Origin of the sequence: Hymenobacter sp. BT188, from assembly GCF_014333585.1 — a bacterium.
Lineage (GTDB): Bacteria > Bacteroidota > Bacteroidia > Cytophagales > Hymenobacteraceae > Hymenobacter.
Map to the genome: position 1 here is coordinate 217237 of NZ_JACSCW010000004.1, position 19804 is coordinate 237040.

General features: G+C 54.7%; 14 protein-coding genes. 5 read left to right on the plus strand and 9 right to left on the minus strand.

All coding sequences use genetic code 11. The features are described 5' to 3' along the window. Positions 1–100: 100 nt before the first annotated feature. Positions 101–2290, minus strand: coding sequence for a T9SS type A sorting domain-containing protein (locus H8B13_RS12445; RefSeq protein ID WP_187311141.1), 2190 nt, complete (start codon positions 2288–2290; stop codon positions 101–103). 352 nt (positions 2291–2642) lie between these two features. On the opposite strand from H8B13_RS12445, the gene H8B13_RS12450 reads away from it, so the two are divergent. Both H8B13_RS12450 and H8B13_RS12455 read left to right on the plus strand, forming a co-directional pair. Then, the gene (locus H8B13_RS12450) at positions 2643–3410 is read left to right on the plus strand and encodes a rhamnogalacturonan acetylesterase (protein ID WP_187311142.1); all 768 of its coding nucleotides are present in this window, start codon (positions 2643–2645) and stop codon (positions 3408–3410) included. 113 nt (positions 3411–3523) lie between these two features. Further along, positions 3524–4345 (plus strand): rhamnogalacturonan acetylesterase, encoded by an 822-nt coding sequence (locus H8B13_RS12455; protein ID WP_261990353.1) that lies wholly within the window; start codon positions 3524–3526, stop codon positions 4343–4345. A 246-nt stretch (positions 4346–4591) separates the two neighbouring features. On the opposite strand, the gene H8B13_RS12460 is transcribed toward H8B13_RS12455, so the two are convergent. The 5 genes from H8B13_RS12460 to H8B13_RS12480 form a co-directional block, all read right to left on the minus strand. Next, positions 4592–5557 (minus strand): glycoside hydrolase family 43 protein, encoded by a 966-nt coding sequence (locus H8B13_RS12460; RefSeq protein WP_187311143.1) that lies wholly within the window; start codon positions 5555–5557, stop codon positions 4592–4594. Positions 5558–5570: 13 nt separating this feature from the next. Further along, positions 5571–6572 (minus strand): glycosyl hydrolase, encoded by a 1002-nt coding sequence (locus tag H8B13_RS12465; protein WP_222841419.1) that lies wholly within the window; start codon positions 6570–6572, stop codon positions 5571–5573. 43 nt (positions 6573–6615) lie between these two features. Then, on the minus strand, positions 6616–7950 hold the full coding sequence (locus H8B13_RS12470) for a rhamnogalacturonan acetylesterase (RefSeq protein WP_187311145.1): 1335 nt from the start codon (positions 7948–7950) through the stop codon (positions 6616–6618). 86 nt (positions 7951–8036) lie between these two features. Then, on the minus strand, positions 8037–9704 hold the full coding sequence (locus tag H8B13_RS12475) for an FAD-binding dehydrogenase (protein ID WP_261990354.1): 1668 nt from the start codon (positions 9702–9704) through the stop codon (positions 8037–8039). A gap of 33 nt (positions 9705–9737) precedes the next feature. Continuing rightward, entirely contained in the window at positions 9738–10352 is a 615-nt protein-coding gene (locus H8B13_RS12480) for a hypothetical protein (protein ID WP_187311146.1), read from the minus strand. Between the two features lie 378 nt (positions 10353–10730). Here H8B13_RS12480 and H8B13_RS12485 point away from each other — a divergent pair, with 378 nt between their 5' ends. Both H8B13_RS12485 and fbaA read left to right on the plus strand, forming a co-directional pair. After that, positions 10731–13385 (plus strand): MGH1-like glycoside hydrolase domain-containing protein, encoded by a 2655-nt coding sequence (locus H8B13_RS12485; protein ID WP_261990355.1) that lies wholly within the window; start codon positions 10731–10733, stop codon positions 13383–13385. 166 nt (positions 13386–13551) lie between these two features. Then, positions 13552–14634, plus strand: a complete 1083-nt coding sequence (gene fbaA, locus H8B13_RS12490; protein WP_187311566.1) for a class II fructose-bisphosphate aldolase — start codon at positions 13552–13554, stop codon at positions 14632–14634. Between the two features lie 75 nt (positions 14635–14709). On the opposite strand, the gene H8B13_RS12495 is transcribed toward fbaA, so the two are convergent. The 3 genes from H8B13_RS12495 to H8B13_RS12505 all read right to left on the minus strand — a co-directional run bounded on the left by H8B13_RS12495 (position 14710) and on the right by H8B13_RS12505 (position 18458). After that, positions 14710–16620 (minus strand): DUF294 nucleotidyltransferase-like domain-containing protein, encoded by a 1911-nt coding sequence (locus H8B13_RS12495; RefSeq protein WP_187311148.1) that lies wholly within the window; start codon positions 16618–16620, stop codon positions 14710–14712. A gap of 1 nt (position 16621) precedes the next feature. Continuing rightward, complete coding sequence (locus tag H8B13_RS12500) at positions 16622–17335, minus strand: exonuclease domain-containing protein (protein ID WP_187311149.1); 714 nt, start codon at positions 17333–17335, stop codon at positions 16622–16624. A gap of 61 nt (positions 17336–17396) precedes the next feature. Continuing rightward, the gene (locus H8B13_RS12505) at positions 17397–18458 is read right to left on the minus strand and encodes a LacI family DNA-binding transcriptional regulator (RefSeq protein ID WP_187311150.1); all 1062 of its coding nucleotides are present in this window, start codon (positions 18456–18458) and stop codon (positions 17397–17399) included. 148 nt (positions 18459–18606) lie between these two features. Here H8B13_RS12505 and H8B13_RS12510 point away from each other — a divergent pair, with 148 nt between their 5' ends. Then, on the plus strand, positions 18607–19596 hold the full coding sequence (locus tag H8B13_RS12510; RefSeq protein ID WP_187311151.1) for an arabinan endo-1,5-alpha-L-arabinosidase: 990 nt from the start codon (positions 18607–18609) through the stop codon (positions 19594–19596). The last annotated feature ends 208 nt before the right edge of the window (positions 19597–19804 follow it).

Below are 19804 nucleotides of genomic sequence, written 5' to 3' on the forward strand. Positions count from 1 at the left end.
CTTTTTTATTTGTGCTGGTTTCTATCAAATGTTTTCTTCATCCACAAAAAAAGGGCGCTGACTATACCGTCAGCGCCCTTTCTATTGGAATGATAGCTTGTTATTCCTTCGATACTTGCAAGGTTTCAACGCCCTCAGTTGTATGCACTTTCACAACGTACATGCCGGTCTGTAAGCTGCCGCCTACCTCTTTCACGTGCTTGCCTTCGCCCTGTTCTACTACTTGCCCGAAGCCGTTATACACTTCATAGGTGAAGGCGTGCTTAGAGGCGATTTTGAAAGAATTGGTAGTAGGATTAGGATACACGGCAGCCTTGCCCTTTACCTTTCCCGGAGCCGTAGGGCTTGCGCTAGCTATTTCCATGTCGGAGCCCAGATAAAAGCCGGTATGCGGCGGCTGGTTGTAAGCTACGTTCTGCCAGGCAACACTCAGGCGATACTGCGGATCGTGCATGAGCGTGGTGAGGCGGTACTGCGTAGGAATCGTGGTCGTGAAAATCAGCAGCTCTGCATCGTTTGCATTGCGCCAGATAACTTCTTCGCGCCAGTCGCCAAACAGGTCGGCGGAGAGGCCAGGGTTGGCTTTCGTCGTGTTGTTTTGGGCCGCCCCGAAAGTAGAGGCCGAAAGCAAGCGGTTAGATCTGCTGGTTTCGAAGTTCCACTTATCAATCGAGGTGCCATCCAGCAACTCGCGCGACAAGTCGCCATCCCACCAGATGGCAAAGTTGATGCTAGGCCGGGAAGTGCTGATTTGTTCGCCTTTTGCCGAATACAAACCGCCTCTGGAGGCCCAGGCTTCGAAGCCTTTGTAGCGCGGGTCAATATCGGCGGCTAAGCCACGACCTACGTCGCCCTGGTTGGGGCCGGGCCGTCCCCAGATAAGCTCGCCAGTGCGGGCGTCGCGGAAGTCGGCGGCGGCGCTGCCATACGCTTTCTGGTCTTCGTGGGGCGAAAATGCCTCTAAGCCGGGGCGGTCGGGGTCCATATCGGATACGTGCAGTGCATCGCCGTGGCCACGGCCCGTGGAGTACAGCCCCTTGCCATCGTCGTCGATGGCGCACGAGCCGTACACGATTTCGTCCTTGCCGTCGGCGTCTACGTCGGCTACGGTAAGGTTGTGGTTGCCCTGGCCGCGGTAAGCCTTATTGCCGGGCGTGCTCGGATCGTCGCTATCGAAGGTCCAGCGCTGGGTGAGCTGCCCATCCTTAAAATCCCAGGCTACCAGCACAGAGCGAGTGTAGTAGCCACGACACATCACCAAGCTGGGATGCACGCCGTCAAGGTAAGCCACGGCCCCCAGGAAACGGTCGACGCGGTTGCCATAATTGTCTCCCCAGATAGCGTTTAGCTCGGAAGTTGTTGGGTTGTCGCCCTTTACAGGGTGGCGCTGGGGCAAATAGGTCACGCTGGGGTAAGCAGCGCCCGTGAGGCCATTGAACACGGTCAGGTACTCGGGGCCACGCAGAATGTAGCCGGCTGAGTTGCGGTAATCAGCGTTGGCATCGCCCATTACTTTACCCTGGCCGTCGATGGTTCCATCGGAGGTTTTGCAAGCTACTTCGGCCTTGCCATCACCATCCAGATCGTATACCATAAACTGAGTGTAGTGCGCACCGGCCCGAATGTTCTTTCCTAGATCAATGCGCCACAGCTGCGTGCCATCAAGCTTGTAAGCATCGAGGTACACGTTGCCGGTATAGCCGCTTTGCGAGTTGTCTTTGGCGTTAGTGGGGTCCCATTTTACAATAATCTCGTAGGTGCCATCACCGTCAAGGTCACCCACTGAGCAGTCGTTGGGAGTGTAAGTATAGGCTCCGCTCGCGTTGGTGCCGCCCGCCGGACGTTGGAGCGCAAGGCGCATATACTGTTGGGCCCACGCCGTGGCCATATCTGGGCTCGACGACTCCTCTCCTTGGCCGGGGCCACCATTGCGCACGGCGCGCACAAAATAGGTTGCATCTGGGGCCGTAGCAGCAGTGGCGTCTACCCAGTTAGTGCTTTCAGTAATAGGTTTGGCGTTGAGCTTAACCGCTTCGCCATCAGTAGTTTTGCGAAATAAATTGAAGCCGACCCGGGCGTTGTCGGTAGCCAACAAGCGCCAGCTCACGAATACCTGACCATCGGGGAGCTTCACAGCCACAATGCCGCGATTGAGCTTTTCCATTTGTCGCTGTGCGGACTGTGGGGCTTTTTTCTGCCCCTGAGCCATACTCACGACGGGCGTGCTCAATGCGGTCAGCATCGCGCACATGGCTACATTGCGGTTGAGCCATTGTAAATTTCTAATCATAGTAATAGAGCTGGAAGTGGAAATTGGGATAGGTCGGAAATGCTAGCACACCTGATAGGTGTCCTGGTACTTATCAAAGTTGTCTTATAAAATCCCGCAAAGTCTCCTGCAGTGTCCTGTATATAACATTTTAATGATCAGTGTATTCTGACTCTTTGCTCTCCGCTTTTCCTGACCTCTATTAAGCCTTGAAATTCTTTTTATCTGCCCCCCAAATCGGCCTGTAGCTACGCAGATAGCGCTACAATTGAGTTGCTGACTTACTGTTCGCCCCGCCTCAGGCACCAACAGTGCAGGAGAGTTTGGGCAGAACGAAGCTTTTCCTTGTGTATGCTTCCTATTGATACCCTTTATGAGAAACGCTTTCGCTCTGCTACTCCTGTTTTGTTGCCTTACTGCATTCATCCAATTTGCGAAGCCCAAGCCAACGCTTTACCTGATCGGCGACTCCACAGTCAATAATTCGCACTTGCCGCAAATGGGATGGGGAAGCAAGTTGGGGGGCTTTTTTGATACCACGCGCATTGCTATTGCCAACCACGCCATGGCCGGGCGCAGCACGCGCACCTTCGTGTCGGAGGGCCGCTGGCGGCGCGTCGATTCGCTCCTGCGGCCCGGCGACTTTCTCATCATGCAGTTTGGCCACAATGAAGGCAGCGCGCCCGACACTACCAAGGCTGGCCGACGTGGCGTGCTGCGCGGCACTGGTGAAGAAACCAAGAGCTTGACATGGCCCGACGGACGCCAGGAAACCGTGCACACCTACGGCTGGTATCTGCGTCATTTTATTCGGGGAGCAAAAGCCAAAGGCGCCACGCCCATCGTGGCTTCTATGATTCCGCGCAATCAGTGGCAAGACGGCAAGGTGAAGCGCGCCAATCAGGATTTTGGCAAATGGGCCGCCGAAGTAGCTCAGCAGGAAGGCGTGCAGTTTATTGACCTGAACAAACTTACAGCCGACAAATACGACAAGCTAGGGCCAGAGGAAGTAGCCAAACTCTTCGCCGGCGACCACACCCACACCAACGAAGCCGGCGCCCGCATCAATGCCGAATCGGTGGTGGCTGGGATCAAAGAACTCAAGCGGTTACCCTTGCGCAGCTATCTAGCCAAACGCTAACTCAGGTTTGCGCGACACGAGTCGTTCAACGACAAGACGCAAGTATGCGTCTCTACATCGTTCATGTATTATCACTCGCTACAATAAAAAACACGCAGCCAGAATCCGCTCTTATGATAAAAACATTTGCAAAAATGCCCCCCAGAGGGCTTGTTATACTGGTGGTTGTGCTGGTGTTTTTCTCACTGGGTTTTCTGCCAAAACAGAAGGCGAAACCCACGCTCTACCTCATTGGTGATTCGACCGTAAAAAACGGCAAAGGCAACGGCGACGGTGGACTCTGGGGTTGGGGAAATTTCCTAACCGCTCACTTCGATACCACCCGCCTGGCCATTCGCAACGCGGCCTTGGGCGGCACCAGCAGCCGCACGTTTCGCACCCAAGGCCTATGGGCCGATGTGCAGGCCAAGCTGAAGCCCGGCGACTTCGTGATCATGCAATTCGGCCACAACGACAACAATCCTCTGGCGGATACGGCCCGGGCCCGCGGCACCATCCGCAGCAACGGCGACGAGAGTCAGGAGATTTATAATCCCATCACTAAGCAGCAGGAAGTGGTGCATAGCTACGGCTGGTATCTGCGCCAGTACATTGCCGACGCCAAGGCCAAAGGCGCCACCGTCATTGTGTGCTCACTTATTCCGCGCAATCAGTGGCAGGAGGGCAAAGTGAAGCGCGCCTCCGCTGATTACGGCCAGTGGGCCGCCGAGGCCGCCAAACAGGGTGGCGCTTATTACATCGATTTGAACAACCGGATAGCCGATAAATATGACGCCGAGGGTGAGCAAAAGGTACGAGCAACTTACTTCAACACCCAAGACCACACACACACCATCGAGGCCGGCGCGAAGCTGAACGCCGCCATAGTAGCCGAGGGAATCCGCGACCTCAGAAAATGCCCCCTACAGAAGTATCTCGTAAAGAAGGCTGGGTAAATAATCAAGTTGGCGGTCGTGCAGAGCAACGCGAAGCATCTCGCGTGCGGTCGTTGCCAAACTAACCGTCATGCTGAGCGGAGTCGAAGCATCTCTGCCGCTTCGTTGAGATTAGTAACCAGGAGAGATGCTTCGACTCCGCTCAGCATGACAATACCATTGCAATCAAACACGCGAGATGCTTCGCGTTGCTCTGCATGACGTGCTGATGATGGCAGGTCTATAATCGCGCAATTATTCTGGCAATTACTGCTTCAGCAGCAACTCTAGTTCCTTCTGCGTCACTTGAATGACGGTGCCATGGCGGGCGCCCGCAGGAAAGCTTATTTGGTCGGAAACGTCAGTCCACGCTTTGAGGTCACTGGAGCGGACGGCGCCGTATTTATGCTCGGTGTATTTATCGAAGTATACCAGCCACTGCTTACCGAGCTGAATGGCAGTAGGTCCTTCTGCCCAATACTTGCCAGTGATGGGAGCGGAGGCTTTGCCGTACGGGCCAGTGAGGTTGTTGCTGAAAGCCACCTTTAGGTTCTTTTGAGCGGGCTCGCGGGTTTCGTCTTTCAGAATCATGACGTAGCGTTTACCGTCGCGCTGGATGGTAGCATCGATGGAGTTGAAGCCGGGCTCGTAGAGCAGCTTCGTGTCGCTGAAGGTCTTGAAGTCCTTAGTAGTGACGTAGTAGAGGCGGTGGTTGTAGGCCTTGTCGGCGGTGCTTTGGGTTTCGGGAAATTTGCCGGTAATGGTGGTGGCCCAATAGATTAAGTAGGTGCCAGTTTTTTCGTCCAACGTGATTTCGGGAGCCCAGCAGTTGCGTGCTTCTGCTTCGTGCTGCATCACCGGAATAAACTGCTGCTCCGACCAGTTCACCAGGTCTTTGGAAGAAGCGTAGCCGATGCCTTTATCATTCCAGCTTACCGTCCAGACCATGTGAAACAGTCCATCCTTGCCCCGAATCACGCAGGGGTCGCGCATGAGCTTGTCTTGGGCCACAGTGGGTCGCAAAAAGGTGCTGTCTTTTTTCAAGGCCGTCCAGGTGTAGCCATCCTTGCTGTGGGCCAGGTGCAGGCCGTCTTGGCCGTTGCCTTTGAAGTAAGCAAATACCAGTGCTTGCCCTTTCGGTGCAATCTGCTGAGCAAACGTGCTGAGACTGATGAAGAAGCTGGCAGCAAGTAGGAAAGCCTTCGGGCTTTTTAAGAAGGAAATTGGCGGCATCTAGGGGGGCTTTTTACAATGGTTTTTTAGGTTGCTTACCAGTTGGCTTGAGCTGAATATACGTGGGCTGGTCCCGGTCGCAGGTGAGCTTGCCGTTGGCGTAGTGCAGCTCAACTACCTGAATCAGGCTGCGTTTCGTGGCGATGGTGGCGGCTGCGGAGGGCGTGCCTTCGGTGCGACCGGGGTGGGTGAAGTAGAACAGATACGCCCGGTCGCCCTGCACTACTACGTCGGGGTGGCCGCCGATGGCTTGATCTTCCGGGCCTTTGCCGGGCAGTTCTACTAGCCGCTCTTCTTGGGGCTGCCACTGCTGCAAGTCGGCGGAGCTGTACACGCCTAGGCCTTTCCATTTGTCGATGATCATCCAGTAGCGGTCATTCCAGCGGAATACTTTGGGGCCTTCGCCGCGCTCCTTCAGGGCCAGACCTTTGTCTTGCCAGTGGTAGAGGTCGGGGCTGTCGGCGTAGTAGATTGATTTGCCGTCGCGCTCGTTGTTATACCACATGCGCCACGTGCCATCGGGCCGACGAAATACGCTGGCATCAATGACTTTGTCGGTGGTTAGGTTAAGCGTCGATTCGTATTTCCAATTCAGCAAATCCGAACTCGTGAGGTGCAGAATATGGCGAGGGTGGTTCCAGTCGGTGAAAATGCCCGGTACGTAGGTCAGAAACATGTGGTAGCGGCCTTTTGCATCCTCCACTACATCGGAAGCCCAATGCGTATACTGTGGGGTGGGGCGGTAGTTGATGTTGGCCGTGTCGCGGTAGCTCCACGTGGCGCCCCCGTCCGCCGATTCGGCAATGCCAATGCGCGTGCCGTGCACCCAGGTTACGCCCTCGGCGGCGGGATCGGTGGCGCGGCGGTTGGTGTAAAACATAAACCACTTCTTCTCCCGCTTATTCCAGATTATAACCGGGTCGGCGGCGCCGTCATAAATCGGGTCGCGATACAGGGGTTTGGGGGCCAACTTACCCGCCGGTTTTTTCTGCGCCAGCGTGTACGTGGGGGGCAAAAAGAAGAGTAATAAAAGGCAAACAAGGCCGTATTTTATCATGCTAATTGCCATCAGGTTTCACAGTATCAGTGCGCAGACTTTCGGCCCATTGCCAAGCGGCTAACGCATCTGGTTTGGCAGGCGAGAAGGGCGGAGTGTCATTCCTGAGAAACCTCACCAAGCCCAGTTTATTGGCTTTTATGCCTTCCACCACGCACTTAGCAATCTGGTAGGCACCATAAGGGCTGAAGTGAGTGTTGTCGGCTAAGGCTTGCTCCTGACCAGGGTAGGTGTTAGGCGGATAATGCACAAACGCCTTTTTCGACTCTTCCACGCCTATCGCTTCATATAGCGTTTGAGTCATGGCGGTAAGGTCAATGAGGGCAACGTTCTCGGCGCGGGCGACCTGGCGGGCGGCTTCGGGATAGTCGCCAAGGCTGTTCTCAATCTTGCCATCAACTCCAAACGAGCGGCGGCTGGTGGAGGTGAGAATGACTGGAGTTCCACCCTTCTTTTTGGCTTCCGCGACGAACAGTTTCAGGCGCTCGGTGTAGGAGTTGTAGGCGCCGTCCTGGGGGCCTTTTTCCTTCTGGTCATTATGCCCAAACTCAATGAAAAGATAGTCGCCGGGCTTCATCACGCTCAGTACTTTTTCCAGGCGCCGGGAGCCCTGAAAGCTACCCAAACTCAGGCCCGATTCGGCATGATTGGCCACGGCCACACCCGGCTTCAGAAACCGCGGCAGCATCTGTCCCCATGAGGCCCAAGGCTCCTCTTCCTGATTGACCACGGTAGAATTGCCGGCCAGAAAAACGGTGACGGCCGATGGGTTGGGCGTTATTTCCAACGAGCTCAGGCAAGTAGCGGAGCCATTGAACTCCAGCGTCAGCTTGTTGTCCCAATCGAGTTTAGTTAATTCCCGTGGTTTCAAAGCCACCGAATTGCCCCCTAGAATCTGCCGGCTTTTGATGTTGATGGTAAACGTGTGCGTGCTGAATTTGCCCGGCGCGGTTTCCGTCTTTTCTAGCAGTAAGCGGCGTGATTCCGCCTTCACGGAGCTGGACGAGCGGCCCTCGGCATCGCCGAGCGTAAAGGTCACATTGTAGTTGCCCTCCGGCAAATCGACCGAGAAATAAAAGGGCTTGTCACTGGTCACAAAATCGCCTTTGAGCGCATCTTTTCCACCCCGGTCGACTGCTTTCACGGTGGTGTTAAAATCGAAGCCGTAGCCCTTGTCTGCTGTGTAAATGGCAGTCGGTAAAACCTGTTGGTAGCCAGGCGCCGTTTTACCTGATCCAAAATCAAATTTGAAAATGGTTTTAGCAGGTTGCGCGACGGTGCTTTTGGCTATGAATAGGCCGACAAGGCAGGCTAGTAGGAAGAAGGCAGGTTTCATATCGACAGTGGCAGCGGTAGTAGCTTGCCAACGAACTAAATGTAAACGCCACCTCCTGATTAGCTTACCTGTACTGTCGGGTAAACTTAAATAACGGTGGCCGCAGCGGCACGCCCAGCTACGCGGCCAGAAAAGAGGCAGCCGCCCAAAAAAGTGCCCTCCAAAGCACGGTATCCGTGCATACCGCCGCCGCCAAAGCCAGCTACCTCGCCCGCCGCATACAGGCCGCGCACGGGGTTGCCTTCCGCGTTCAGTACCCGCCCGTAAAGGTCGGTTTCGAGGCCACCGAGAGTTTTGCGGGTGATGATGTGCAGGCGCACCGCAATAAGCGGCCCGGCCGACGGGTCGAGTATAGAGTGAGGTTTGGCCGTGCGGATAAGTTTGTCCCCCAAGTACTTGCGCGCCCCTCGGATGGCCGTAATCTGGCTGTCTTTGCTGAATGGGTTATCCAGTTGCCGGTCGCGGGCCCGCACTTCGCGCTCCAGGGAAGCGAGGTCGATGAGGGGCTCCTCCGTCAGGGCGTTCATGCCTCGGACCAGGTCGGCGAGGTTGTCGCGTACCACGAAATCGGCGCCGTGCTTTTTAAAGGCTTCGACGGGAGCCGGTGCGGCTTTGCCAAAGGCGCGGCAGAGAGTCTGGCGCCAGTCTTTATTGGTCAGATCAGGGTTTTGCTCCGAGCCGGAAAGAGCAAATTCCTTTCGCAGAATGCGCTGTGTTAGCACAAACCAGCTGTAATCGTGACCTGTTTGGCGAAGGTACCGCAGCGTGCCCAGCGAGTCGAAGCCCGGGAACAAGGGCACGGGCAGGCGATTCCCATGTGCATCGAGCCACAGCGAGGAAGGGCCGGGTAGAATGCGGATGCCGTGATTAGGCCAGATAGGGTTCCAGTTTTGGATGCCTTCCGGGTAGTGCCACATGCGGTCCTGGTTGATTAAATGCGCCCCAGCGGCGGCGCTGATGCCCAGCATCAACCCATCGACGTGGGCGGGCACACCCGACAGCATGCTTTTGGGCGGCTCGCCGAGGCGCGCGGGCCAGTTTTGCCGCACCAGCGCATGATTGGCCCCAATACCACCTGACGTTACAATAACTGCCTGGGCATAAAATGCGAAGTCGCCGACGGCTATGCGGGAGCTTTTCTGCCCGCGCAGTACGTCGCTGGGTTCCAGAATTTCACCCAACACGCCATTCACGACGCCATTTGTTACGATTAACTCTTCTACCCGATGCCGAAATTTGAAGGTGATAAGGCCGCGTTTTACGCCTTCGCGCACGCGCCGCTCGAAGGGTGCCAATACCCCCGGCCCAGTGCCCCAGGTGACGTGGAAGCGCGGTACCGAATTGCCGTGACCGATGGCGCCATACCCGCCCCGCTCGGCCCAGCCTACCACCGGAAAAAATCGCATGCCCTGCTTGTAAAGCCAGGACCGCTTCTCGCCGGCCGCAAAATCTACGTAGGCCTCAGCCCAGCGGCGGGGCCATTTGTCCTCGGGGCGGTCGAAGGCGGCGGTGCCGAGCCAGTCTTCCAGAGCCAGGGCGTGGGAGTCGTGGATGCCCATGCGGCGCTGCTCGGGCGAATCGACCAGAAAAAGCCCCCCAAGCGACCAGAACGCTTGTCCGCCCAGGTTTTGCTCCGGCTCCTGGTCGAGCAGAAGCACTTTTTTGCCGGCGTCGGCCAGCTCGGCGGCGGCTACCAAACCGGCCAGTCCGGCCCCGATTACAAGTACATCAGCTTCCATAGGGTCGGGCAACATGAGTACTGGTGAAAACTTGGCTATTCTGTTCTCTTAAGGCGTAGTTTTTTGCGATTCATGCCAGGCATTGTACCGCCGAACTATTGTGGGAAGGTCACGATACCGGTAGCGGCCAACTTGTAGGTCGGCAACTAACTCTGGACAGTCGCCAAAATAAGCGACAGCATCTTTCGGGAATCTCCATCCACTGACCTCGTCTAGCTGCATCTTATCCGGGCGATAGATGACGAGGCTGTTTTCAGGATTGTACACCCTGTCACCGAACCGGCGAGGATAAAAGCTGTAATGATATAGCTGCACTTCGCCCGCTAGTATCTGCTGCAAGAAAGCACGGTTGAGGGAATTAGTGCCCTTCTGTGCAAACAGCAGCGAAACGTAGCGGATGGTGTCCAGGTCGGAATAGTAAGTAAAGGAGGCGAGTTGATCGGCATCCAGATTAAGGCGTTGGTGGCCCCGTATCGGAAGAAACTCTACCTGATACTGTTGTGTATACCTACTAGTTGGAACAATTGCCCCCTGCAGGGTATCGCCGCCCATCGTAACGACGTAGCCCGGCAATGGCTTTTTATTTTGGGCATAACTGCTGATCGTGAGCAGCAGACAGGCAAGCAGGAGCGGCCCATACCGCTGGCGTGGTGGGTAGTGCATAGTGAAGTAGAGATAATGAATAATGTAAGCAGCCCTAAGTAAGCATAGATTGAGCAGGCTTCTAGTACAGCGTCATGTTATTTTGTAGATTTCGCATATAAAATTGAAAGTATCCGTTGGCCACTGGCTGTTTTGGCTATGGCAGCTGGCCGCCGGGGAGTGGCGTTTCTGACAGGCAAAACCACAAATGATGGCGAGAATGACTGCCCGGGTACGGAAACTGCTCTATCTTTCGTCACTTTGCCTGAGCAGCCAAGCTGTTGCATCAGCCGCTGGCTGAATCAGCTTGGACCGCCTTGTTTCCAAATTACCAGTATGAAACAATCATCCTTTTCAGCGGGCTTTGTGCTTGCGTGTTCTCTCTTAAGTGCTTGTCAGATGCAGCAATCAACTGATACGGACGACTCCGGGGCAGTGTGGAAGTCGGAGGCGTACGCCGTGTATCGCGATAGTGTGGTGCAGGGTAAGCACGTAGCGCGGGTGCTTTCGCCCACATCGCTCACCTCAAACTACCAGAGCCCGGCCAACGAGTTTCAGAGCCCGGAAATCAACTTTAAGTTTAGTATAAACGGCAAGGATAACGAGCTGGCACCGGGCCAGGACCATCGGTTTATTGCCGTGCCGCGGGCGGGCAAAACAGCCCCCGAACTACCGGTCATTGTGTTTGGGCAGCGCTACGTAGACCCTGGAGCGGTGCCAGCCAACTTGTATTTGCCTCCCAACACACCCATGAAGATTCGGCTGGACATGCGGCCGGTGCTGGCGGCATTTAAGAAGCAAGGTTACTACACCACCTTCAAAGGCGAGAAGATTTATAAGGAAGACTTCAAGAAGGTATTTGTAGCTGGCAATACGGCCCCGTTGAGCTGGGATTTTGACAACCTGGTGAACAAGCCCGAGCTGGAGCTGAAAGACTCGGATGGTAACGGCATTTATGAGGCTACGCTGACCCTAAATGCCCCCCAGGCCGCCAAAACCACCGCTGGCAAATGGGAAAAGTCTGTCAAGACCGATGACTTTCCGCAGTACACTTCGGAGTACCCGATTGCCGATGCGCTGTATAATCTGGCGCTGGAGGAAGCGCGACGGGCGGTGGAGCCAGATAGCACCTTCCGCACGGGCAAAGAGTGGGCCGGCGTCTGGACCCGCGACATCAGCTACAGTATCATCCTGTCGATGGCTATGCTGCAGCCCGAAGTGGCTATGAAAAGCCTGATGCGCAAAGTGTCGGAAGACGGGCGCATAATTCAGGATACGGGCACGGGCGGCGCATACCCATGCTCCACCGACCGTATGATTTGGGCCACGGCCGCTTGGGAAATCTATAAGGTAACCGGCGATGAGCAGTGGCTGCGCACGGTGTATCCTATTATCAAAAAGTCGATTGAGGACGACATACAGAACGCCTACAACTCCCAAACCGGCATGGTACGCGGCGAATCGTCGTTTCTGGATTGGCGCGAGCAAACGTACCCCAAGTGGATGCAGCCCGTGGATATTTATGAGTCGGAAACGCTGGGGACCAACGCGGTGCATTACCAGGGCAACGTGGTGCTCAGCCAGATGGCCCGGATACTTGGCGAACCAGTCGTGGCCAGCAAGCATCAGCAGCTAGCGGAGCAGATCAAGCAGGGCATGAACAAACACCTGTGGCTGGCTGAAAAGGGCTATTATGGCCAGTTTTTGTACGGCCGTACCTACAAAATACTGTCGCCACGGGCGGAGGCGCTGGGCGAAGCGCTAAGCGTGCTTTTCGGCGTGGCCGAAGGTGATCGGGCGGAGCGAGTGGTGCAGAAAACGCCCACCACGCCTTTCGGTATCAGCTGCATCTACCCTCAAATTCCGGGCATTCCGCCTTACCACAATAACGGGGTATGGCCCTTTGTGCAAAGCTACTGGGCACTAGCGGCCGCAAAGGTTGGCAACCAAGCCTCGCTCACGGAAAGCATGGCTGCCATTTATCGGCCCGCGGCCTTATTCCTGACAAACAAGGAGAATTTTGTAGCAGAGAACGGCGACTTCGCGGGCACCCAAATCAACTCCAGCAATATGCTCTGGAGCTTATCAGGCAGTCTGAGCCTGGTGTATAAGGTGCTGTTTGGAATGGATTTTCAGGCCGATAAGCTGGTGTTCCGGCCATTTGTGCCGCAGGCATTCGCTGGCCCGCGTAAGCTGGCCGGGTTCAAGTATCGGGGGGCGGTGCTGGATATTGAGATGGAAGGCTACGGCAACGAAATAACGACCATCACCTTGGATGACAAGCCATTGGCTAATGCCACCATCCCCGCCACACTTACCGGCCGCCATAAGGTGCGCATTCTGTTGCTCGGAAAAGCCCCCCAGATGGCCCCAGTGAATCAGGTTGCTAACCGATTCTCACCCGCAGCGCCTGAAGTTGCTTTCGCGAACAATCGCATCACCTGGAATAAGCAGGAAGGGGTGAGGAGCTACCGCATCCTGAGAAATGGCCAAGCAATAGCAACTACCACGGCGCTAGAGTCGCCGGCCGATGCCACGGGGTACGCTGAGTATCAGGTGGTAGCGGTTGATGCGTCAGGGCTCGAATCGTTTGCCAGCGAGCCGCTGGTGGTAAATGGGGAAAAGTTTAGTCAGCTTTATCAACTGGAGTCTGTTGCTCCGAAGGCGGCTTTACCGTATAAAGGCTTTACTGGTCAGGGCTTTGTTGAAATCAGCAAAACCAAAAATAAGGCGCTGACTATTCCTGTGACGGTGCCATTAACGGGTCTATACGCAATTGATTTTCGTTATTCCAACGGCAACGGACCAATCAATACGGAGAATAAATGCGCTATTCGCACCCTGCGCAACGGTCAGCAACAGCTAGGTACCATTGTAATGCCTCAGCGCGGCGTAGCGGAGTGGTCAAACTGGGGCTTCTCCAACTCGGTGCTGGTACGTTTGGAAAATGGCCCTCAGACGTTGACTTTAGCCTTTGAGTCCGCTAATGAGAACATGAATGGTGCGGTGAACCAGGCTATGCTGGATTATGTGCGCCTGACGCGAGTACAGTAGTTGCTAATGCGGCAAAAACAGTCAAGAATAAACAACTAGACCGTCATGCAGAGCAAGGTCATTACTATACCTCTTATGACCGGCCATTTGGTTCGTCAGTAAAATGTTGGAAATTGCCACTCCTACTTCTCACCCTATACTTTTTGCTCTTACACCATTCCTTATGATGACTGAACAACTCACCACACTGCGGGCCGGCGTGCTTCACGGCGACGAAATTCAAGCCCTTTTCCGTCATGCGAAGGCCAATGCCTACGCTATGCCGGCCGTGAACGTGACGGGTACCAACACGGTGAACGCCGTATTGGAAGCCGCCAAAGCGGTGAATTCGCCGGTTATGATTCAGTTCTCGAATGGTGGCGCCCAGTTTTTTGCTGGTAAGTCAATTCCGAATGGCGACCAACGCGCTAGCATCGCGGGGGGCATTTCGGGCGCTCAGCACGTGCACCTGATGGCTGAACTGTATGATGTGCCCGTTGTACTGCACACCGACCACGCGGCCAAGAAATTGCTGCCCTGGATTGATGGTTTACTAGCAGCCGGCGAGAAGCATTTCGCCCAGTATGGTCAGCCGCTGTACAGCTCCCACATGCTCGATTTGTCGGAGGAGCCGATTGAGGAGAACATCGAAATCTGCAAGCGCTACCTGGATCGCATGAGCAAGATCGGGATGACCCTGGAAATAGAGCTAGGTGTAACCGGTGGCGAAGAAGACGGCGTCGACAACTCCGACGTGGATAGCTCTAAGCTTTATACACAGCCCGAGGAGGTAGCCTACGCCTACGAACAGTTGAGTGCCATCAGCCCACGCTTTACTATCGCGGCGGCCTTTGGCAACGTGCACGGCGTGTACAAGCCCGGCAACGTGAAGTTGCAGCCAAAAATCCTGCACAACTCGCAAGAGTTTCTGCGCAGCAAGCACAGCATCACGGAGGCACTGCCTATTGACTTTGTGTTCCACGGCGGCTCGGGTTCTAGCCAAGAGGAAATCCGCGAAGCCATCAGCTACGGAGCCATCAAGATGAACATCGACACCGATTTGCAGTGGGCATTGTGGGAGGGTATCAAAGACTACTACAAGAAGAACGAAGGCTATCTGCAAGGCCAGATCGGTAACCCCGACGGCGCCGATTCGCCCAACAAAAAATACTACGACCCACGTGTGTGGCTGCGTAAAGGCGAAGAAACTTTCGTGGCGCGCTTGAAGCAGGCGTTTGAGGACTTGAACGCCGTGAACCGTCGTCCTTAATTCAGTAGCTTTGATAAATGTCATTAAAAAAGCCCCCCAGAAACATTTCTGGGGGGCTTTTTTTGCTCTGTAGGGTTATAAAGTCTTTGTGAAGCTTACCCGGATTTTAACCTGAAAATCGGATATCACTTTGAAGGTTTCCTTCAACGTAACCTGCTCCACTTGGGTGAGCGTGCGCGGGTCGAGGTAGTTGGTAGGAGGGGTGCGGTCGTTGATGATTTGCTGGGCTTGCTTCTTGAGGCGGATACCCATCAGGTAGTAGTAGGCATGCAGCAGCTCTTGATATTCTTTATCGGTAAACACATTTTGCTCAGATAGCAAGGCCATGCGCTCGCCGGTATTCGTGGTAAAAATCTGTTGACGTAGGGCGTATACGCGCACCAAATCCACGATCGGCGTCATGGTTTTCTTTAAGTCAAAAACCTGCTGCGAGCCTTGCGTGAAGGTGCGGATATTGCGGAAAAACGTGAGGGGCGGTTCGTATTGCAGGGCGTTATTGGCCATGTAATATAGAAAGCGGTCGAGGCGGCCTTGCAGCTCAGCGCGCAGATGATCTTGCAGCTCCGTTACCAAGCTTTCCTCGCCGTAAAGGTAGCGACAGTCGAAAAAGCTGGAAAACTTCATCACCGTTTCCTGGTTCGCCTCCGTCATCCAGGCTGTGTAGTTTCGTTTCCAGTGCGAAAGTGAATGAGTCCACTTCGGGTTCATCGCCATCAGCCCACCTTCGCAAAAGGAGAAACCGATGTTGTTGAGCCGCTCCGAAACGATGCGTGCAAACTCCAAGAAGTATGTGCGCACCGCTTCGCGCTGCTCGTTGGCTTTGTCTTCGTAAATGATGGCGTTATCCTGGTCCGTGAGCAGAGTTTGCTCTTTGCGGCCCTCGCTGCCCAGCACGATAAACGCAAACTTGGCGGGCGGCGGCCCTTGCTCCTGAATTACGCCCTCAATGACTTTGAGAGCAATAGTATCCGACACGCTGGAGATAATCTGGTTGACGATTTCGGGCTTCACGCCGCGGTCCAGCAGCTGGTACACCATGTTGGGTACCTGTTCCCAGCGCCGCTTCAACTCCCGCACCGACAGGGTTTGTTTTACAGCCTGAATGAACACAAATGGCGACTGTGCTTGGTCGCTGAGTAGCTTGTTGCGGCTGATAAACCCAATGTATTCCTCAGCCTTTTTCACCAACAAATACCGGGTTTTGGTCCTGAACATCCGTAGCACCGCCTCATACACAAACGCTTGGCTATCAATGTCCACTATGGGCGCATCCATAATAGTCGCCACCGGCTGATTCGCATCGAGCAGGCCAGCTACTACCTTGTCGCGCAGGGTGATATCCGTCACGTAGCCTACAATGGAAGCGTCGGGCTCGTCGCTGGTGATGAAGTAGCAGCTGGTGCGCGCGGCGGCCATACGGCGGGCCACTTCATGAATGGGCGTGCTGCCAGCGCAGGCCACAATATCGCGCAGCTCCACGGTTTCCAGGCGGCGCGAGTAAAGCTGATCGGAGAGGATATAATTTTGCCCCCCAGGCTTCTGATCGGGCCGCAAAAAGTGGGCGTACTCGGGGTTGAGCATCTGCTGCCCATACCGATGCGTGAAGTACTGGAAGAAGTCCTCGTAGGCCTGGCACAACGCCCGGAAATCGCGGCGGTGCAGGAAATATACGCGCGTGCCTTTGCGGGCCATCACGGTGCGCAACGACCGTTTTTTGTTCAGGAGCACCGATACGCCGCCGTAGCAGGAGCCTGGGGGGCAAATTTCGATCAGGCGCTTGTTCTGTTGGCTGTCGTAGAAAAACGTTTCGTATTCGCCCTCCACAATAAGGTCGATTCCGCGTAGCTTCGACACATCCTGCAGATAAATAACTGCTTCCTTCGGGTGCGTCACTTCCTGCAGCAACTCAGCTACTTCCTCCAGCACATCATCGGGAAGGCGGTTGAAAGGCGTTGCCATTTTGAGAAATTCCAGGCGGTCGTTCATGTCAGAAGAAAAGGAGCAGAGCCACTAGGGCAGCGAGGGCCAGAACTACAATAAAATGGGTCAGAGATGGGCGCCACCGGCGCGAAACGGTTTTCCCGGGTTCACCAAGGGGGCGTTGGGCCATTATTATTTGCTCGTTGATGTCGCCACGCTGCCACAGGGCAAAAAAGCAGCGGGCGGTGGCGTACGCATCGGTTAGTGCGTCGTGCTCGCGCGCCATTGGCTCCCCAAAAAGCCGTTGGTGCAGCTCATTTAGCCGCAGCCCGCGTTTTGGCTGAGTCGAATACTGGAGAAACCGGGCCGAGGTCAGCATGGTGCAAAAAGTGGGCAGCTCACTCACCGGATTATCCAGCCCGGCGCGATAAAAGCCCACGCCCATCATATGATAATCGAGCTGCATAAAATGCGCCACCACTAGCGGCTGATACTGGAGTAGATCGTCGTACAAACGGCGCATTACCTCGTGCCTCGGCTTACCATGTTCGCGTAAAAACTCCGGCGTGATGCCATGAATGGTAGCGGAGGCCGGGCTCATGTCGTAGTCGCTGGACAGGATGTAATGATTCTCGGCCTTTACTTCCTGCCCATCGCGCGTGTACACCACCCACGCCAACTGGGCAATGTGGGGCCAGTTGTCACGGCTCGAATACGGCTTGTTCCAGTCCTGCGGGATGCCGGAAGTTTCCGTATCAACGAAAAGCAGATATTCTCTCACGCAGTCCTGCTTTAGGTGTGATTGTTCAACGATGGCTACCGCTGGGGGGCAAATTTACATCCTAACGCTTCCCCGAATGCAGCGAGGACTCCCGAATAAATAATTGCGGTTGAAGCACTACTTGGCGCTGATAAAAGGGCGTGCCTTTGGCCTCCACCAGTTCCATAAATAGGCGCACCGTGGCCTGCCCCATTTCCTCGCAGCGCTGATCTACGGAAGTCAGCATGGGCTCAGTAATAGCCGTGAAACCTTCGTTGCTGAAGCCTGCCAGCGCAATATCCTGTGGCACGCGAATGCCCCGGCTCTTAAGTAGTTGCAACGCTCCCAAAATAGCCGAGTCGCCTGCGGCAAAAACGCCATCAGGCGGATTCGGTAGCGAGAGTAGCTGCTTCATGCCTTCCGTGCCCTGTTCAAGGGTCATATCGGAGTAAATGATCATATCCTCATCCAGCGGCAAGTCAAAGCTGCGCAACGCATCGACGTATCCCTGGCGACGATTTTTGTAAATATTCAGGTGTTGCGGACCCGCAAAATGTGCCACTCGGCGGCAGCCCTGCTCCAGCAGGTGCTTGGTGGTTTGGAAGGCGCCTTCCCGGTCGTTGAGCACCACGGCATTCACATTATCGCCTTCCAGAATGCGGTCGAAAAAGACTAATGGAATACCTCGCTTCCGGACCTTTTCGAAGTGTTTGAAATCGCGCGTGTTACGGGACAATGACACCAAAATGCCCGCTACCTGCGCATTAAGCAAGGTTTCAATATTCTTGCGCTCGTTGGCTACGTCTTCGTTCGACTGGCAAATAATCACGCTGAAACCGGCCTTGCGAGCCGCCGTTTCGATGCCATGCACCACCGACGGAAAAAAGCGTCCTTCAATGTAAGGCACAATTACGCCGATAAGCTTGCTCTTGCCCTTGCGCAATGCCGCCGCCATTTGGTTGGGCTGGTAATTGAGCTTTTTGGCCAGCTTCAATACCTTCTGCTTGGTAGCGGGCCCAATGCTGTAGTGGTCACTGAGGGCGCGAGAAACCGTGGTCATGGAAACGCCTAATTCCTTGGCTAAATCGGCCATGGAAACCGGGCTGTCGGGCACTTCCTCTTTCTTGGGTTTACGTGGGTTCATAATTTGTATTCGTGGTACTCCGTGGGGTAGTGCCTGCCCGTAGCTCGTTCAGTTGCTCCCACTGTAAACAGAGAGTTATACTGAATCTGCACAATTTTACTTAATTAAGCATAGATTACACAATCGTTAATGTAAACCGAATGATCCTATGAAAAAACTTGTCTATCTGAGCTTTCTGCTGTTGGTCGCGCATTGGGCACACGCGCAGGTAAGCAAAGACTTGATTCCAGCCCACGATCCAGTAATGATTCGACAGGACGGCACGTATTATATGTTCTGCACAGGACCAGGCATTGCAATATGGTCATCGAAAGATAGGCAACAATGGCAGCGTGAGAAGTCTGTATTCAGCGAGGCACCAGGCTGGGCTGTAAAAGCTGTACCAGGGTTCAAGAATAACCATATTTGGGCCCCGGATATTTCTTTTCAAAATGGGCAGTACTACCTCTATTATTCGATCTCAGCCTTCGGAAAAAACACTTCCTGCATTGGCTTAGCAACGAATAAAACCCTGAATCCGGCGTCGCCTGATTACAAATGGGTAGACAAGGGAAAGGTTATTCAGTCGGTGCCGGGCCGGGATATGTGGAACGCCATCGATCCTAATTTAGCCCGTGATGCAGCTGGGGCGCCGTGGCTGAGCTTCGGCTCCTTCTGGAATGGAATCAAGCTGGTAAAGCTCCGCGACGACCTGACGGCTCCTGCCCAACCCGAGCAGTGGCGCACCATCGCCAGCCGGCCCCGCAATGCCCAACTCACCGACTCCATGCCCGGCGACGCGGCCATTGAAGCACCCTTTATTTTCAAGAAAGGGTCTTACTATTACCTGTTTACGTCGTTTGACTACTGCTGCCGCGGGCCGCAAAGCACGTACAAAATGGTGGTTGGCCGTGCCAAGGAAATTACTGGCCCTTACATCGACAAGGCCGGTATGGGCTTGGAGCAAGGCGGTGGCACGCTGGTGATGGAAGGCAACAAAGACTGGTATGGCGTTGGTCATAACTCAGTATATACCTTTGATAACCAAGATTATCTGGTGTTTCACGGGTATGACGCTGCCGACAAAGGACGGGCTAAGCTACGGATGGAGAAGCTGGTTTGGGACAAAGAGGGCTGGCCGACACCTGGGCAGAAGTAAGTAGTGAGTAAAAGAACTATTTTGCATACTTTGCACAAACGATTGTGAACTATTGCCACTGAATGGGTGCTAATAGTTGATTTATCCGATTCTTAACTTGAATTTGTGAAGCCAGACAACACGAAAAAGCAAGGTTGTTGCCCATCTCATAATGAGGAGCACAAAGCAAATTTTACCTCGTTTTTACGAGCCTAGTTTTTATAATTCG